13 protein-coding genes are annotated in these 15,470 nt (G+C 71.9%); 3 read left to right on the top strand and 10 right to left on the bottom strand.

The genetic code is table 11. From position 1 onward, the window contains the following. Positions 1–189 precede the first annotated feature (189 nt). Positions 190–1,668 carry a hypothetical protein gene (locus QFZ64_RS25035; RefSeq protein ID WP_307069338.1) on the bottom strand — a complete coding sequence of 493 codons (1,479 nt, stop codon included), beginning with the start codon at positions 1,666–1,668 and terminating at the stop codon, positions 190–192. Positions 1,669–2,189: 521 nt separating this feature from the next. Between QFZ64_RS25035 and QFZ64_RS25030 the strand changes: the two genes are divergently transcribed. After that, on the top strand, positions 2,190–2,864 hold the full coding sequence (locus QFZ64_RS25030) for a bifunctional DNA primase/polymerase (RefSeq protein WP_307069336.1): 675 nt from the start codon (positions 2,190–2,192) through the stop codon (positions 2,862–2,864). A 194-nt stretch (positions 2,865–3,058) separates the two neighbouring features. Here QFZ64_RS25030 and ftsY read toward each other — a convergent pair whose 3' ends face one another. The 5 genes from ftsY to QFZ64_RS25005 all read right to left on the bottom strand — a co-directional run bounded on the left by ftsY (position 3,059) and on the right by QFZ64_RS25005 (position 10,897). Beyond that, entirely contained in the window at positions 3,059–4,264 is a 1,206-nt protein-coding gene (gene ftsY / locus QFZ64_RS25025; RefSeq protein WP_307069333.1) for a signal recognition particle-docking protein FtsY, read from the bottom strand. Between the two features lie 232 nt (positions 4,265–4,496). Then, positions 4,497–5,915 (bottom strand): sugar porter family MFS transporter, encoded by a 1,419-nt coding sequence (locus QFZ64_RS25020; RefSeq protein ID WP_307069331.1) that lies wholly within the window; start codon positions 5,913–5,915, stop codon positions 4,497–4,499. A 242-nt stretch (positions 5,916–6,157) separates the two neighbouring features. Continuing rightward, on the bottom strand, positions 6,158–9,718 hold the full coding sequence (gene smc, locus QFZ64_RS25015; protein WP_307069329.1) for a chromosome segregation protein SMC: 3,561 nt from the start codon (positions 9,716–9,718) through the stop codon (positions 6,158–6,160). 317 nt (positions 9,719–10,035) lie between these two features. Beyond that, positions 10,036–10,239 (bottom strand): hypothetical protein, encoded by a 204-nt coding sequence (locus tag QFZ64_RS25010; protein ID WP_006139578.1) that lies wholly within the window; start codon positions 10,237–10,239, stop codon positions 10,036–10,038. Positions 10,240–10,615: 376 nt separating this feature from the next. Then, complete coding sequence (locus QFZ64_RS25005; RefSeq protein ID WP_307069326.1) at positions 10,616–10,897, bottom strand: acylphosphatase; 282 nt, start codon at positions 10,895–10,897, stop codon at positions 10,616–10,618. Between the two features lie 195 nt (positions 10,898–11,092). On the opposite strand from QFZ64_RS25005, the gene QFZ64_RS25000 reads away from it, so the two are divergent. Continuing rightward, positions 11,093–12,121, top strand: coding sequence for a CAP domain-containing protein (locus QFZ64_RS25000; RefSeq protein ID WP_307069324.1), 1,029 nt, complete (start codon positions 11,093–11,095; stop codon positions 12,119–12,121). A gap of 96 nt (positions 12,122–12,217) precedes the next feature. Then, a complete protein-coding gene (locus QFZ64_RS24995; protein WP_307069322.1) occupies positions 12,218–12,622 on the top strand; it encodes a helix-turn-helix domain-containing protein in 405 nt (134 codons plus the stop codon). A gap of 89 nt (positions 12,623–12,711) precedes the next feature. Here the strand turns inward: QFZ64_RS24995 and mutM are convergent, their stop codons facing one another. The 4 genes from mutM to QFZ64_RS24975 all read right to left on the bottom strand — a co-directional run bounded on the left by mutM (position 12,712) and on the right by QFZ64_RS24975 (position 15,330). Continuing rightward, positions 12,712–13,584 carry a bifunctional DNA-formamidopyrimidine glycosylase/DNA-(apurinic or apyrimidinic site) lyase gene (mutM, locus tag QFZ64_RS24990; RefSeq protein WP_307069319.1) on the bottom strand — a complete coding sequence of 291 codons (873 nt, stop codon included), beginning with the start codon at positions 13,582–13,584 and terminating at the stop codon, positions 12,712–12,714. A gap of 114 nt (positions 13,585–13,698) precedes the next feature. Then, positions 13,699–14,490, bottom strand: coding sequence for a ribonuclease III (gene rnc / locus QFZ64_RS24985; RefSeq protein ID WP_307069317.1), 792 nt, complete (start codon positions 14,488–14,490; stop codon positions 13,699–13,701). Positions 14,491–14,509: 19 nt separating this feature from the next. After that, positions 14,510–14,683, bottom strand: a complete 174-nt coding sequence (gene rpmF, locus QFZ64_RS24980) for a 50S ribosomal protein L32 (RefSeq protein ID WP_033321093.1) — start codon at positions 14,681–14,683, stop codon at positions 14,510–14,512. Positions 14,684–14,685: 2 nt separating this feature from the next. After that, entirely contained in the window at positions 14,686–15,330 is a 645-nt protein-coding gene (locus tag QFZ64_RS24975; RefSeq protein WP_307069314.1) for a DUF177 domain-containing protein, read from the bottom strand. Between the last annotated feature and the right edge of the window lie 140 nt (positions 15,331–15,470).

The following is a 15,470-nucleotide window of genomic DNA, read 5'->3' as shown; positions in this document are numbered from 1 at the left end:
CCGTGGGGGTGAAGCCTGAGCCGGGAGGATGGGAGGGGTGGGCCGGTTATGCGCCAAGAGAGTCGCGCGGCGCGGTTTCGGTCGGTGCCCCTCGGTGTTTCACCGCCGTGACGAAGGCAGCCCGTGTGTTACGCGTCGGTGAACTGTCCGGGTGGACCGTCTGGCCCCCCGGGGTTCCCGCTGTCGGCCTCAGACCGCCTCTGCGGTCTCGGGCAGGTGGGTGGCGAGCTGCTCGGTGAGGTCGACGACGTCGGCGAGGCCGCCGAAATCGCGTACGGCCGCGTCGACCGTTTTGCGGATACGGATATTGACGCGTTCGGAGCGGACCTTGCGGGCCACTTCCAGGGCCTGACAGGTGCGGGCGACGCCCTCCTCGGGCTCGCGCTGGAGGAGGTGCACGGTGGCCAGGCCGATGAGGTTGAGGGCGTACGACCGCTGGTGTTCGGTGTCCTGGGCGAACAGGTCGACGGCCTCGCGCATCACGGGTTCGGCGAGGCCGGCGTAGGCGGGGCTGCGGCCGGCGACGTAGGCGAGATCCCGGTAGGAGTGGGAGTTCTCTCCGTGGAGTTCGGCGGCGGAGAAGAAGCGGATCCAGTCGGGGTCCGGCTCGTCCCAGTCGTCGGCGTCGGCGAACGTGTCCTCGGCCAGGCGGACGGCCCGCTTGCACCGGCCGGGCTGGCCCATGTTGGCGTAGGCGCGGGCCTCCATCGCATACAGCATGGCCTGGGTGCGCGGGCTCGCGCAGTCACGGCTGCCGTACTGGGCGAGGTGGAGCAGTTCGAGCGCGTCCTCGGGGCGGCCCAGGTGGATCATCTGCCGGCTCATGCTGGAGAGCACGTACGAGCCGAGGGGGCGGTCACCGGCCTCCTTGGCGGCGTGCAGCGCGAGGACGAAGTATTTCTGGGCGGTGGGCTGGAGCCCCACGTCGTAGCTCATCCAGCCGGCCAGTTCGGCAAGTTCGGCGGCGACCTTGAACAGGCGCCGGGCGGTGGCGGCGGGCTGGGGTTCCTGGAGGAGGTCGGTGACCTCGTGGAGCTGGCCGACGACGGCCTTGCGGCGCAGGCCGCCGCCGCACTGGGCGTCCCACTGCCGGAACATCACCGTGGTGGCCTCCAGCAGTTCCAGCTCGGGCCGGGAGAGCCGGCCCCGGCCGCGCGAGGAGGCGGCGGAGGCGGATTTCTCGCGCGGCGGGGCGGGCGGCCCGGGGACCAGCCAGCGCTGCATGGGCTCGATGAGGGACGGGCCCGCGGCCAGGCCCAGCGAGGTCCCGAGGAAGCCGCGCCGTGCCAGCATCAGGTCGCTGCGCGAGAACTCGCTGATCAGGGCGACGGTTCCGGGGCCCGTCCACGGCAGGTCGACCCCCGAGACGGAGGGGGTGCGGTGGGCGGCGCGCAGGCCCAGGTCCTCCACGGCGACGACACAGCCGAAGCGCTCGGAGAACAGTTCGGACAGGATGCGCGGGATCGGCTCGCGGGGGTTCTCGCCGTCGAGCCAGCGGCGCACGCGGGAGGTGTCGGTGGAGATGTGGTTGGCGCCGAGCTGGCGGGCCCGGCGGTTGACCTGGCGGGCGAGCTCGCCCTTGGACCAGCCGCTGCGCACGAACCATGACGTCAACAACTCGTTCGGGCGCTTCTCAGCGTTCGTCCCGCTTCCGTCGTTGCCGCCCACTGGAACGCCCCCATTCCTTCACACCACGTGTGCGCCGATGCGCCGAACGCCCCCTCAGGATGCCGGTCCGCGTCACCGCCGTCCTCCGGTTCCCACCGATCGAACGGAAACCCGCCTTGCCTCCGGCATAACCACACCTGCATGCACCCCGGGACTTGTGCACTCACAGTAGTCCCCTGATCACCCTCCCAACCACGGCGGTTTCAGAAACGCCACCATTCGCCACCCCTTCGAATGAACTCACGGTGCCGGGTGCGCGATTCACTTGACACATGACGGCCGAGGAGGGCGGACGGATGCGCAGGGGAGCGCGCGGTCGGCGCCGCACCACCCCGCGGCGTCGTCCGGGCCGTGGTGGGTCACACGAACCACCGGTCCCGCCCGGGCCGGCCGTCAGGGCCGGCCGGGGGCGTCAGGGCCGGCCGGGGGCGTCAGGGCCGGCCGTCACGCGCGGCCGGAACAGACGGTCACGCTTCGCTGCGGTGCGTAACCGGCCGCGCGCCGGTCCCGTTGGAGGGGGCATGGGCTTCACGATCGGCTCCACACGGACCAGGACCATCCGCGACCTCAGGTCCGTGGCCCGGCGCCGCGGCCGGTCACCGGAGTGCGCCGCCGTCGCCGAGTACACCGGCCTGTGGGGCTGGGACGTGGTGCCCGGGGCGCGGACCGCGGCGGGGGCCTGCTCGTGCGGCCGGGCCGGCTGCCCGGAGCCGGGGGCACATCCGCTGGACTTCGCCGCCCCGGTGCGGGCCGGGGTCACGCTGGACGAGGCGTACCGGGCGTGGGCCGCGTATCCGGGTGCCGCGGTGATGCTGCCGGTCGGGCGGGCGTTCGACGTGATCGAGGTCGGCGAGGCGGCGGGGCGGTCGGCCCTGGTGCGGATGGAGCGGATGGGGCTGCCGGTGGGGCCGGTGACGGTGACGCCGGAGGGGCGGGCGCAGTTCTTCGTGGCGGCGGGGGGCGCGGCGGAGCTGCCACGGCTGCTGTACCGGATGGCGTGGGAGGACACCGCGCTCGATCTGCGGGGGCTGGGGATCGGGGCCTGCGTCACGGCTCCGCCGTCGGACCGGGCGGGTCGGGGGGTGGTGCGGTGGTTGCGGGCACCGGGGCTGGATGCGGGGGGTGCGGTGCCGGCGGCGCGGCTTCTCGTCGGGACGTTGGCGTATGTGGCGCATCGGGCGCGGGCGGGGATCTAGGGCCTGTGGGAGGGGGTGACCTCGGTTTTTTCGCCCCCGCCGTCCTTGCCCTTCCCGTCCCTCATGGGGCTTCGCCCCTTGGACCCCAGAGGCGCGTTGTCGGCCGGCTGCCGGTGTGGACTTCTCGCGCCCGCGCGGCGGCAGCCGCGTATGGACACAGCCCCGCGCCCCCCAGGGGCGCGGGGGAAAGCCTGCTAGTCGCCGATCAAGGCGTCCACGAACGCTTCCGGTTCGAAGGGGGCCAGGTCGTCGGCTCCCTCGCCGAGGCCGACGAGTTTCACGGGGACGCCCAGTTCGCGCTGGACCGCGATGACGATGCCGCCCTTGGCGGTGCCGTCCAGCTTGGTCAGGACGATGCCGCTGATGTCCACGACCTCGGCGAAGACGCGGGCCTGGACGAGGCCGTTCTGGCCGGTCGTGGCGTCGAGGACGAGCAGTACCTCGTCGAGCGGGGCGTGCTTCTCCACGACCCGCTTGACCTTGCCCAGCTCGTCCATCAGACCGGTCTTGGTGTGCAGCCGGCCGGCGGTGTCGATGAGCACGACGTCGGCGCCGGACTCGGTGCCCTCCTTGACCGCGTCGAAGGCGACGGACGCCGGGTCGCCGCCCTCGGGGCCGCGCACGGTGCGGGCGCCGACCCGCTCGCCCCAGGTCTGGAGCTGGTCGGCGGCGGCCGCGCGGAAGGTGTCGGCGGCGCCGAGCACGACGGTGCGGCCGTCGGCGACGAGCACGCGCGCGAGCTTGCCGGTGGTGGTGGTCTTGCCGGTGCCGTTGACGCCGACCACCATCACGATGCCGGGGGTGTCGAGGTTCGAGTCGGTCTTGACCGTACGGTCGAACTCGGGGACCAGGATCGTCAGCAGTTCCTCGCGCAGCAGGGTGCGCAGCTCCTGCGGGGTGCGGGTGCCGAGGACCCTCACGCGCTCGCGCAGTCGTTCGACCAGATCCTGGGTGGGCTGGACGCCGACGTCGGCGGTGAGGAGGGTGTCCTCGATCTCCTCCCAGGTGTCCTCGTCGAGGTGCTCACGGGAGAGAAGGGTGAGCAGGCCCTTGCCGAGCGCGTTCTGCGAGCGGGAGAGCCGGGCGCGCAGGCGGACCAGCCGGCCGGCGGTGGGCTCCGGGATCTCGATCGCCGGGACGGGCGCGGCGGTCGGTTCCTCGACGACGACGGGGGCGGTGCCGCCGCCGGGTAGGTCGACCTCCTCGATGGTCCGGCGCGGTTCCTCGCGCGGCGTCTCGGCCTCGTCGCCGACGTGCGGCTCGGCCGGGGGGGCGGTGATGTCGGGCGTCGTGGGGGGCGCCGGGGGCAGCGGCTTCTTTCGGCGGCTGCCGACCACGAGCCCGCCGAGCGCGCCGATCACGACCACGGCGATGACTACAGCAAGGATGACGATTTCCATAACCCGTCCAGTATGCGCGAAGGGGTCCGCGCGAGAAGGGTGCCGCCCCCGCCGCCCTTGTTCCTCGCGTCCGTCCCTTCAGGGGTGTGGGGAACTGCGCGGTCTTTCGTGCGGGAGGACTCGTGGCGCACCGACGCACACCGCCGCCCCGCCCCCGTAGGGGCGGGGCGGCGGACGGGCGAGGAGAGGGGCAGCGGGGACTTGGCCCGTCTCCTCGGTCTCGGGAGGGGTGTCAGCCCATTTCCTCCAGGGCCTTGCCCTTGGTCTCCTTGACGTACCGCAGCACGAACGGGATGGAGAGCGCGGCGAACACCGTGTAGATCACGTACGTCCCGGACAGGTTCCAGTCGGCCAGCGAGGGGAAGCTCGCGGTGATGGCCCAGTTGGCGATCCACTGCGCGGAGGCGGCCACGCCGAGGGCGGCGGCACGGATCCGGTTGGGGAACATCTCGCCGAGGAAGACCCAGACGACCACACCCCACGACAGGGCGAAGAAGAGGACGAAGACGTGGGCGGCGACCAGGGCCACCCAGCCCTGCGTGGCGGGCAGCTTGCCGTCGACGAGGTGGGCGGAGAAGGCCCAGGCCTCCAGGGCGAGGCCGATGACCATGCCGACGGAGCCGATGAGCGCGAGCGGCTTGCGGCCGATCCGGTCGACGAAGATCATCGCGATCACGGTGCCGATGATGTTGATGATCGACGTGGTGAACGAGTAGAGGAACGAGGCCGAGGGGTCGATGCCCACCGACTGCCACAGTGTCGAGGAGTAGTAGAACGCGACGTTGATGCCGACGAACTGCTGGAACACCGACAGGCCGATGCCGATCCAGACGATCTTCTTGAAGAAGAAGCCGCCGCCGAGCAGGTCGCGGAAGCTGGACTTCTCCTCGGTGTGCATCGCGTGTTCGATCTCGGCGATGCGGGCGTCGAAGTCGATGTCCTTGCCCTCGACCTCGGCGAGGATCTCGCGGGCGCGCTCGCGGCGGCCGACGGAGACCAGGAAGCGCGGCGACTCGGGGATCGCGAAGGAGAGCAGGCCGTAGAGGACGGCCGGGACGACCATGACGCCGAGCATGACCTGCCAGGCCTCCAGGCCGACCAGCTTGCCGCGCTGGTCGCCGTCGGCGGCGTTGAGGATGCCCCAGTTGACGAGCTGGGACACGGCGATGCCGACGACGATCGCGGCCTGCTGGAAGGACCCGAGGCGGCCGCGGTAGGCGGGCGGGGCGACCTCGGCGATGTAGGCGGGGCCGATCACAGAGGCCATGCCGATGGCGAAGCCGCCGATGACGCGCCAGAAGGCCAGGTCCCACAGGGCGAAGGGCAGGGCGGAGCCGACGGCGCTGATGGTGAACAGGACGGCGGCGATCTGCATGCAGCGGATGCGGCCGATGCGGTCGGCTATCCGGCCGGCGGTGGCGGCGCCGATGGCGCAGCCGATCAGCGCGATCGCGATGACCTGGGCCAGCGCGGCGGAGCCGACGTCGTAGCGGTCGCGGATGGCCTCGACGGCGCCGTTGATCACGGAACTGTCGTAGCCGAAGAGGAAACCGCCCATCGCGGCCGCCGCCGCGATGAAGATGACGTGCCCGAGATGTTCGGGGTGAGCCGCTCCGGCTCCGGGTCGGGGTGCCTGCGTTGTGCTGGTCACGTGTACAACTCCTCGGGCCACCGGCGTCGCTGCCGGCGTGGGGTCAGCCCTCCCGGCTGCCGCTCATGGCGACACCTGAAGGTAAAAACAACACGAAGAAGACTATGCGTTCAAGTCCCGAAGTGGATAGGGCGACGGATGTGAGATTTTCGAGGAATTGACGAGGTACGGGCATGCATGCTGCGGACCGTTCGTTCATTGCTTGAAGAAATGAAGCGTCGGCGCGGCGCCCGGCCGGTGCGTCAGCGCAGCCGCTGGCTGATGACCTTGGACACGCCGTCGCCCTGCATCGACACGCCGTACAGCGCGTCGGCGACCTCCATGGTCCGCTTCTGGTGCGTGATCACGATCAGCTGCGACGCCTCCTGCAGCTCCTGCATGATCCGGATGAGCCGCTGGAGGTTGGTGTCGTCGAGCGCCGCCTCGACCTCGTCCATCACGTAGAACGGGCTCGGCCGGGCCTTGAAGATCGACACCAGCAGCGCCACCGCCGTCAGCGACCGCTCGCCGCCGGAGAGCAGGGAGAGCCGCTTGACCTTCTTGCCCGGGGGCCGCGCCTCGACGTCCACGCCCGTGGTGAGCATGTGGTCGGGGTCGGTGAGGACCAGCCGTCCCTCCCCGCCCGGGAAGAGCCGCCCGAACACGCCCTCGAACTCCCGTGCGGTGTCCCGGTAGGCGTCGGTGAAGACCTGTTGGACGCGCTCGTCGACCTCCTTGACGACCTGCAGCAGATCGGTCCGGGTCTTCTTGAGGTCCTCGAGCTGTTCACTGAGGAACTGGTGCCGTTCCTCCAGGGCCGCGAACTCCTCCAGGGCCAGCGGGTTGACCTTGCCGAGCCGCTGGTACGCCCGCTCCGCCGCCTTCAGCCGTTTCTCCTGCTCGGCGCGGACATAGGGCCGGGGCAGGTTGCGGGGGTCGTCGGGGTCGTCGGGCAGCTGTTCGCCCTCGGCGGGGGGCGAGGGCGGCACCAGTTGGCCCGGGCCGTACTCGGCGACCAGACCTTCCGGTTCGACACCGAACTCCTCCAGGGCCTTGGTCTCCAGCTGCTCGACGCGCAGCCGCTTCTCAGCTCCTAGTACCTCGCCGCGGTGAACTGAATCAGTGAGCTTGTCGAGTTCCGCCTTCAGATCGCGGCCCTCGGTGCGGGCGCGGGCCAGTTCCTGCTCCCGCCGGACCCGTGCGGACTCGGCGGCGGCGCGCTCGACCTCGGCCCGGCCCACGGAGACCTCGACATGGGCGAGGAGCTGCCGGGCGGCGGAGGCGACGGCCCGGGCGACGGCGGCCTCGTGCCGCAGCCGGGCCCGCCGTTGTTCCGCCCGCGCGCGGGCCTCGCGCTCCGCGCGGGCGGCCCGGTCCAGCGAGTCGGCCCGTCCGGCCAGCGCCTTCACGCGCTCCTCGTGCGTACGGGCCTGGAGGCGGGCCTCCATCTCGGTCTGCCGGGCGTTGGCACCGTCGGCGGCGAGCCGGTCGCGCGCGGAGGTGTCGGGTTCCTCCTCGACGGGCATCTCCTCGGCCACGGCGAGCCGCTCGGCGAGTTCCTCGGCCTCCTCCCGGGCCGCCTCCAGCGCCTCCTGGGCGCGGGCCGCCGCGGCGGTGGAGCGCTCGGCCTCCCCGGCGGCGGCGCGTGCCTGCCCGGCGAGCCGGCCGAGCTGCTGGGCGACGCCGGACTTCTCCCGCTCGGCCGCCCGGCGCCGCTCCCCCAGTTCCTCGACGAGGGCGGCGCACTCGGTGCGGCGCACGGCGGCGGCCTGCTGGGCGTCGGTCAGCTCCGCGCACCGTACGGCCAGCTCCTCCAGCTCGGCGGCGGCCTCGTCGACGGCGGCCTGCACCTCCAGCAGACTCGGCGCCCCGGCGGAGCCGCCGTACGCGAAGTGCGCGCCGAGGACGTCGCCCTCGGCGGTGACGGCGGTCAGCGCGGGCCGGGCGCGGACCAGTTCCTCGGCGTCCTGGAGGGTGTCGACGACGACATGGCCGCGCAGCAGCCGGCGTACGGCGGGCATGAGTTCCGCGGGCCCGCGGACCAGCCCGGCGGCGCGGGTCACCCCGGCTGTGTCCTCCGGGTCCTCCGGCGGCGTGTCGTCGGGGGCGCCGGTGAGGAGGAGGGCGGCGCGGCCGGCGTCCTGCTTGCGCAGCAGGCGCAGGGCCTCGGCCGCGGCGGCCGGGCCGGTGACGGCGACGGCGTCCGCGGCGGTGCCGAGGGCGGCAGCGACGGGGATCTCGTGCCCGGGCGCGGGGGTGAGCAGCTCGGCGGCGGGGCCGAGCAGCCCGGTGAGGCGGTCGCGGGCGGCGAGCAGGGCGCCGGTGCCGTCCTTGCGGCGCAGCCCGGTGGCGAGGGCGTCGTGGCGGGCGCGGGTGGCGGCGCGTTCGCGTTCGGCGGTCGTGGCGGCGTCGCGGGCGGCGGTCAGGGCGGCCTCCGCCTCGGTCAGGGCGCGGCGGGCGTCCTCGTGGCGTTCGGCAAGGCCGGCGTCGTCGGCGTCCAGGTCGTCGACCTCGGCCTGGAGCGCCTCGTACTCCTCCTGGGCGGCGACAGCGCGTTCCTGTGCCTCGTCGCGGGTGGCGGCCAGGCGTTCGATCTCGGCCTGGGCCGAGGCGGCTCGGGAGCGGGCGGCGTTGACCTGGCCGCCGAGCCGGGCCAGTCCCTCGCGGCGGTCGGCGAGGGCGCGGGCGAGGTCCTTGAGGCGGCGTTCCTCCTGTGCGAGCGCGCGCTCGAGCTCGGCGCGGTGGGCGACGGTGTCCTCCAGGGCGCGCTGGGCGGCCTCCACAGAGGCCTCGAGTTCGGCCTCCTGCTCGCGGACGCGGGCGGCCTCGCGCTCCATCTCCTCCGGATCGCGGCCGCGCCGCTCCTCCTGGGGTGCGGAGGCGGCGCTCTGCTCGCGGGCGTCGGCGAGCGAGACGGTGCCGCGTACGCGTTCGGCGAGCTGGGACAGCTCGTACCAGGTCTGCTGGGCGCGCTGCAGCCGGGGAGTGAGCCGGCGCACCTCCTCCTCGAGGGCGGCCTCCCGCCGCAGGGCCTCGCGCAGTGCCCCTTCGACGGTCTCCTTGCGCTCCTTGAGCGCGGCCTCGTCGGCGATCTCGGCGTCGAGCGCCTCCCGCAGCCGTACGAGGTCGTCGGCGAGGAGGCGGAGCCGGGCGTCGCGCAGGTCGGCCTGGATGACGGCGGCGCGACGGGCGACGGCGGCCTGCCGGCCGAGCGGCTTGAGCTGCCGTCGCAGTTCGTCGGTCAGGTCCTGCACCCGGGCGAGGTTGGCCTGCATCGCGTCGAGTTTGCGGAGCGCCTTCTCCTTGCGCTTGCGGTGCTTGAGGACGCCGGCGGCCTCCTCGATGAAGGCGCGGCGGCCCATGGGGTCGGCGTGCAGGACGGAGTCGAGCTGGCCCTGGCCGACGATGACGTGCATCTCTCGGCCGATGCCGGAGTCGGAGAGCAGTTCCTGGATGTCGAGGAGGCGGCAGGTGTCGCCGTTGATCTGGTATTCGCTGCCGCCGTTGCGGAACATGATCCGCGTGATGGTGACCTCGGCGTACTCGATGGGCAGGGCGCCGTCGGAGTTGTCGATGGTCAGGGACACCTCGGCGCGGCCCAGCGGGGGGCGGCCGGTGGTGCCGGCGAAGATGACGTCCTCCATCTTCCCGCCGCGCAGTGATTTGGCGCCCTGCTCGCCCATGACCCAGCTCAGCGCGTCCACGACATTGGACTTGCCCGAACCGTTCGGTCCGACGACGCACGTGATGCCGGGTTCGAACCGGAGCGTGGTCGCCGAGGCGAACGATTTGAACCCGCGGAGGGTCAGGGCCTTGAGGTGCACGCCGTCGGACTCTACCCGCCGCCCTCCCCGCTCTCCATGAACGCGGCAGGCTCGCGGTTTCACGCAGGAACGTGCAGGGCACACCATCCGTGAAGGAAGTGAAAGGGTGCGGGGGCAACAACCGAACGGCGACGACTGCACGGCGACGGACCGAACAGCGGTGAACCGAACGGCGACAACCGAACAGGAAAAGAACGAAGGGACGCCGAGGCGGCGTCCCTTGCAACTGCGGTGCGATGTGTTCGGTGCGACGGCGACAACTCAGCGGTGAATACGGGGGCCCCGTCATCGCCGCGTTGTCGGGAGCGAGACCGTGATCAGGTGAGCGCAGGCTCCGCCTGGTGTGCGTCTACGTGCTCCATGATCCTGTCGTGAGAGGCGGCAGCCGCGAGCGCGTCGTTCTCGGCCTGGATCCGTACGAGTTCGGTTTCCAGGTCCTGTACGCGCTGCTGGAGCCGTCGCATCTCGGCGAGGAGTCGAGGGTCGGAGCCACCGACGTAACCGAGAAGCGCCTTTGCCATGATGGATGGTCCTCCACAATGAGTGACCGACCGAAGCGGTGTGGGTCGTGAGGGATTCGGATCCGCGGTGCCTGGCACGACTGCTGTGGTGCTGCCGTTCCGCCATGCCAAACAGCTGGGGTGCGCGGGGCTTTCAGCGTCTCACCAAAAAGTTTGACGGTCAACACGATCACGACGTGGCGGAGGGCGGCCGTGTGCGCGCGGCCCGGCGGGGGCGGCGCCGCGGCGGTCGGCGGGGACCTCGGACGCATAGGCCGGTGTCAGGTGCGGAGCCTGCCACGGCAGCGGCTCCTTGGCAACCACCAGGGCTTTTCCGTGGGTGACGGGCGCTCGTGCGCCTCCCGCGCCGGGACGGGGACGGCGGGCGCGGCGGGGGTCAGCGGATGGCGAAGCCGTCGTAGCCGCCGCGGGGTGTGTCCCAGATCTCGGTGACGCCGTCCACCCTCCCGGGCGTGTCCTTCCCGTGCAGCCACTGGAGCAGTCCCTCGCAGTGCTCGCGGGGCCCCTCGGCGACCACCTGGACCCGTCCGTCCTCCAGATTGAGAGCAAAGCCACTCAGGCCGCCGAGTTCGAGCGCCCTGGCCCGGGTGAACCAGCGGAAACCCACCCCTTGCACCCGTCCCCGGACCCAGGCCACGAGCCGTGCTTCGTCGTTCATGGGCGCACGCTAGCCGGTCGATGTGCGTTCGGGCACTTCCCTCTTCCGCGCCATGGGGTACCGTCCCCACCCAATGAATCTCATGTGAAACCCACACGATCGTGTGAACCGATGGTGTGCTGATCACGTAAAGAGACTGAGCGGGTGTGCCCCGGGTGCACACGACCGCACGCGCATGGAGGAAGAGGCCAGAAGATGGGACGCCACCGACGCTCCGACGCCGGCCGCGCCGCCACCGGCCCGGTCGGCCACGCGGGCCGGGTGAGCCAGGCGCAGCAGATGCCCGCCGAGCACTACGGCCCGGAGAATCTCTACGGTTTCGCCGCGGTGCTGGAGGCCGAGGAGCGGGCGACCCGCTCGCACCGCAGGAAGAAGGCCGCCACCCCGGTGCGCACCGGCCTGCTCGGCGTCTCGGCCGCCGTGGCGCTCGGCACCGCCGCCGTCGCCACCGGGGTACTGCCCGGCAGCGGCCAGTTCACGATCGGCGGTGGCGGCTCGGACAACGTCCAGGCCGGCGGCGCCCCGACCGGCTTCGAGTCCCAGCAGGGCGGTGCCGGCAGCACCGTGGAGGACGCGCCCGGGGCCACCGTGCCGGGCCAGGGAACGAGCAGTGCGGGCTCGCCGTCCGCCCCCGAGAAGTCGGCGAAGCCCTCCACCGAGCCGTCACAGAAGACCAAGGAGCCGGCGAAGAAGAAGCCCGCCCCCTCGGCGACCGAGGCGGAGGCCGGTTCGGGCTCCGGTTCCGGCTCCGGCTCCGGCTCCGGCTCCGGCGACGCCACGACGGTCCCCCCGCAGCGCAAGGCCACCAAGGAGCCGTCGAGCAGCGCCCGGGTCGCCACGTCCGCCCAGGCCGCGGCCGAGGCACAGGTGCTCGCCCTCGTCAACGACGAGCGCGCGAAGGCGGGCTGCCAGCCGGTGGCCGCGAACAGCGCGCTGCGCAATCTGGCGACGGCGTTCAGCGACGACATGGCCGCGCGGAGCTTCTTCGACCACACCGACCCCAGCGGGAACGACCCGTGGGACCGGGCCAAGGCGGCCGGCGTCAGCGGCCTCGGCGGCGAGAACATAGCCATGGGCCAGGCGACCGCCGAGTCCGTCATGGAGGCGTGGATGAACAGCCCCGGTCACCGGGCCAACATCCTCAACTGCGACTTCAAGACGCTCGGCGTGGGGGTCCATCTCGGCTCCGGCGGCCCCTGGTGGACGCAGGACTTCGGGTACTGAGAACGCCTCGCCGGGGATCGGTCCGGCGTCCGCCACGCGCTTTCTTGTGGTGAGCGCTGTCTGGGAGGGGGCGCTGTGGCGCAGTACAGTGCTGCTATGGCGACGCTTTCTGCCGGTACGGCCTCTTCCAGCACTCCCCCGTTCGATGTGTTCGCGCGGGGATGCCCGTCCCGGAGCACCCTCGAACACGTGACCGGGCGCTGGGGTGCGCTGACGCTCGGGGCGCTGTACGACGGCACGTTCCGCTTCAACGAGCTGCGGCGGCGGGTGGACGGGGTCAGCGAGAAAATGCTTTCGCAGACCCTGCACGCGCTGGAGCGGGACGGGCTGGTCGTCAGGGACGCCCGGCCGACCAATCCGCCCCGGGTCGACTACTCCCTCACTCCCCTGGGCCGTGAGGTGGCCGAGCGGCTGAGGGCTCTGATCTCCTACCTGGAGGGCAGCATGGACGACGTCCTGGCCGCCCGTGCGCAGTACGACGCGCGCGAGTGCGCAGGCTGAATGCATCGATCACGCCCCGTCGGGCTCCATACCGCCCGATCAAGCTCCATTCCGCCCGATCCCGGTCCGTCGCGACAGGTCGTGCCTGATCACGCTCCCTGTGCCCGCCGCACCCTCGGCGCCCGCTGGCACTTCGGGCAGAAGTAGCTCGACCTGTTCATCCACGGGCGCCGCCGCATCGGCGTGGCGCAGCGCCGGCACGGCAGGTCCTCGCGGCCGTAGGCGTCGAGGGAGCGGTCGAAGTAGCCGGACTCCCCGTTGACGTTGACGTAGAGGCTGTCGAAGCTGGTGCCGCCCACCGCGAGGGCCGCGTTCATCACGTCCCTGACGTGACCGAGGAGTTCGGCGGTGGCGGCGCGGGTGAGGGTCGCCGTGGGGCGTTCGTAGTGGAGCCGGGAGCGCCACAGCGCCTCGTCGGCGTAGATGTTGCCGACGCCGCTGATCAGGGACTGGTCGAGCAGGGCCCGTTTGATCGTGGTGCGTCTGCGGCGCAGGGCGAGGTGGAACGCCGCGTCGTCGAAGAGCGGGTCGAGCGGGTCGCGGGCGATGTGCGCGATGACGTCGGGCAGCCCGTCGGGGGTGGTGTCGTGCAGTGACAGTCCACCGAAGGTGCGCTGGTCGACGAAGCGCAGCTCGGTGCCGAGGGCGTCGTCGAAGCGGACGCGGATACGCAGGTGCTTCTCGGCGGGGGCCTCGTGCGGCTGGACCAGGAGCTGGCCGCTCATGCCGAGGTGGGCGAGGACCGCCTCGTCACTGTCGTCCAGGGGCAGCCACAGGTACTTGCCGCGGCGGGCCGGGGTGCCGACGCGGTGGCCCTTCAGCCGCTGCGCGAAGTCCTCACCGCCGGCCAGGTGCCGTCGTACCGCGCGGGGATGCAGCACCTCGACGTCGGCGACGGTGCGGTGGGCGACCCACTTCCGCAGTCCACGCCGGACGACTTCGACCTCGGGCAACTCGGGCATGGCGGGCTTCCGTTGCTTGTCGTGACCTTGACCGTGAGCATGACCGTCGGCACGGTCCGAGCGCCCGCCCCTGGGGCGGGGCGGGCGCTCGGGGTGTCGCGGAGCGGCACTGTCTCAGGCGGAGGCGGCCGCCTCCCCGGTGTCCGCGGCGGCCTCGGCGCGTTCGTCCGCGGCGGCCCGGATGGAGCGCCAGGCCGACTCCGCGGCCTGCTGCTCCGCCTCCTTCTTGCTGCGGCCGGTGCCGGTGCCGTACGAGACGCCTCCGACGCGGGCGGCAGCAGTGAAGGTCTTCTCATGGTCGGGGCCGGTCTCCGAGACCAGGTACTCGGGGACGCCGAGCCCTTCGGTCGCGGTGAGTTCCTGGAGGCTGGTCTTCCAGTCCAGGCCGGCACCGAGGTTGGAGGACTTCTCGATCAGCGGGTCGAACAGGCGGTGCACCAGTTCGGAGGCCGCGTCGAGACCCTGGTCGAGGTAGACCGCGCCGATCACCGCTTCGAGGGTGTCGGCGAGGATGGACGCCTTGTCCCGGCCGCCCGTGCCCTCTTCGCCCCGGCCGAGCCGGATGAAGGAGCCCAGTTCGAGCCCGCGCCCGACCTCCGCCAGCGCACGCGAATTGACCACCGCGGCCCGCAACTTGGCCAGCTGGCCCTCGGGCAGGTCAGGGTGGGTGCGGTACAGCGTGTCGGTGACGACGAGACCGAGCACGGAGTCCCCGAGGAACTCCAGCCGCTCGTTCGTCGGCAGACCGCCGTTCTCGTACGCGTACGAACGGTGGGTCAGCGCGCGCACCAGAAGGGCGGTCTCGAGCCGGTAGCCGAGCCGCCCTTCCAGAAGCGTGTGGGACGAGGCCGCGTTGTCCGCCGAGCCGGCCCCGCCGCGGCGGGAACCACTTGTGGCGTCAGACATCGAACCTGTCACCGGCCGATCAGACCTCGAGGACCTGACGCTTGTTGTACGTGCCGCAGGCCGGGCACGCGATGTGCTGCAGCTTGGGCTCGTGGCAGCGCTCGCACGCGACCAGGTTGGGGACCGCAGCCTTCCACTGCGACCGGCGGTGGCGCGTGTTGCTGCGCGACATCTTCCGCTTCGGAACAGCCACGGCTACTTCTCCTGCTTCTCGTCGGCGCCCGAATCGGTGCCGCTCGTGTCGTCCTTGTCACCGGATTCGAGTGAACCGGTGAGTCCCTGCAATGCCGCCCAACGGATGTCGACGGCGTCGTGGTGGTGGTCCGGGTCGTCCGCGAGCCGCACTCCGCATTCGGAGCACAGGCCCGGGCAGTCGTCCCGGCACACCGGCTGCATCGGCAGTGCGAGCACCACCGCATCACGCAGCACGGGTTCGAGGTCGATCAGATCGTCCTCGACGTAGTACCTGTCCTCGTCGTCCTCGGCGTCGTCGCCCGGGTCCGCGCTGGCGCGGCGCCGGTCGTCGGCGTCAGGGTACGAGAACAGTTCCTGGAAGTCCGCCTCGATCTCCTGCTGAAGCGGCTCCAGACACCTTACGCACTCCCCCTCGGCCGTGGCACCGGCGGTACCCGTGACGAGTACGCCCTCCATGACCGACTCCAGGCGGAGGTCGAGTGCGACCGGGGCGCCCTCGGGCACTCCGATCACCCCCCGGACACCGAAGTCCTTGGGGGCGTCGACCGTGCGGGTCAGCCGTCGCAGCGCGCCAGGACGCCGCCCCAGCTCGTGTGTGTCGATCACGAGGGGGTTGCGGTGGTCGAGGCGGGCGTTCAGGGCCATTCCTGCTTTCGGTCTTCGGAACTCGGGTCTTCCCACGAGGGGAGGTCGCCGCCGGGGATGTTCCGGGCAGCGTGGATCGCGGATGCACGCGCGACCGAAGGGCCAGGATACTGGACCATTCGCGACGGCCCAAACCGCGT

The organism is Streptomyces sp. B3I8 (assembly GCF_030816915.1).
Lineage (GTDB): Bacteria > Actinomycetota > Actinomycetes > Streptomycetales > Streptomycetaceae > Streptomyces.
The sequence above is the reverse complement of the archived record's forward strand: the minus strand, read 5'-3'. Positions and strand labels throughout refer to the sequence as shown.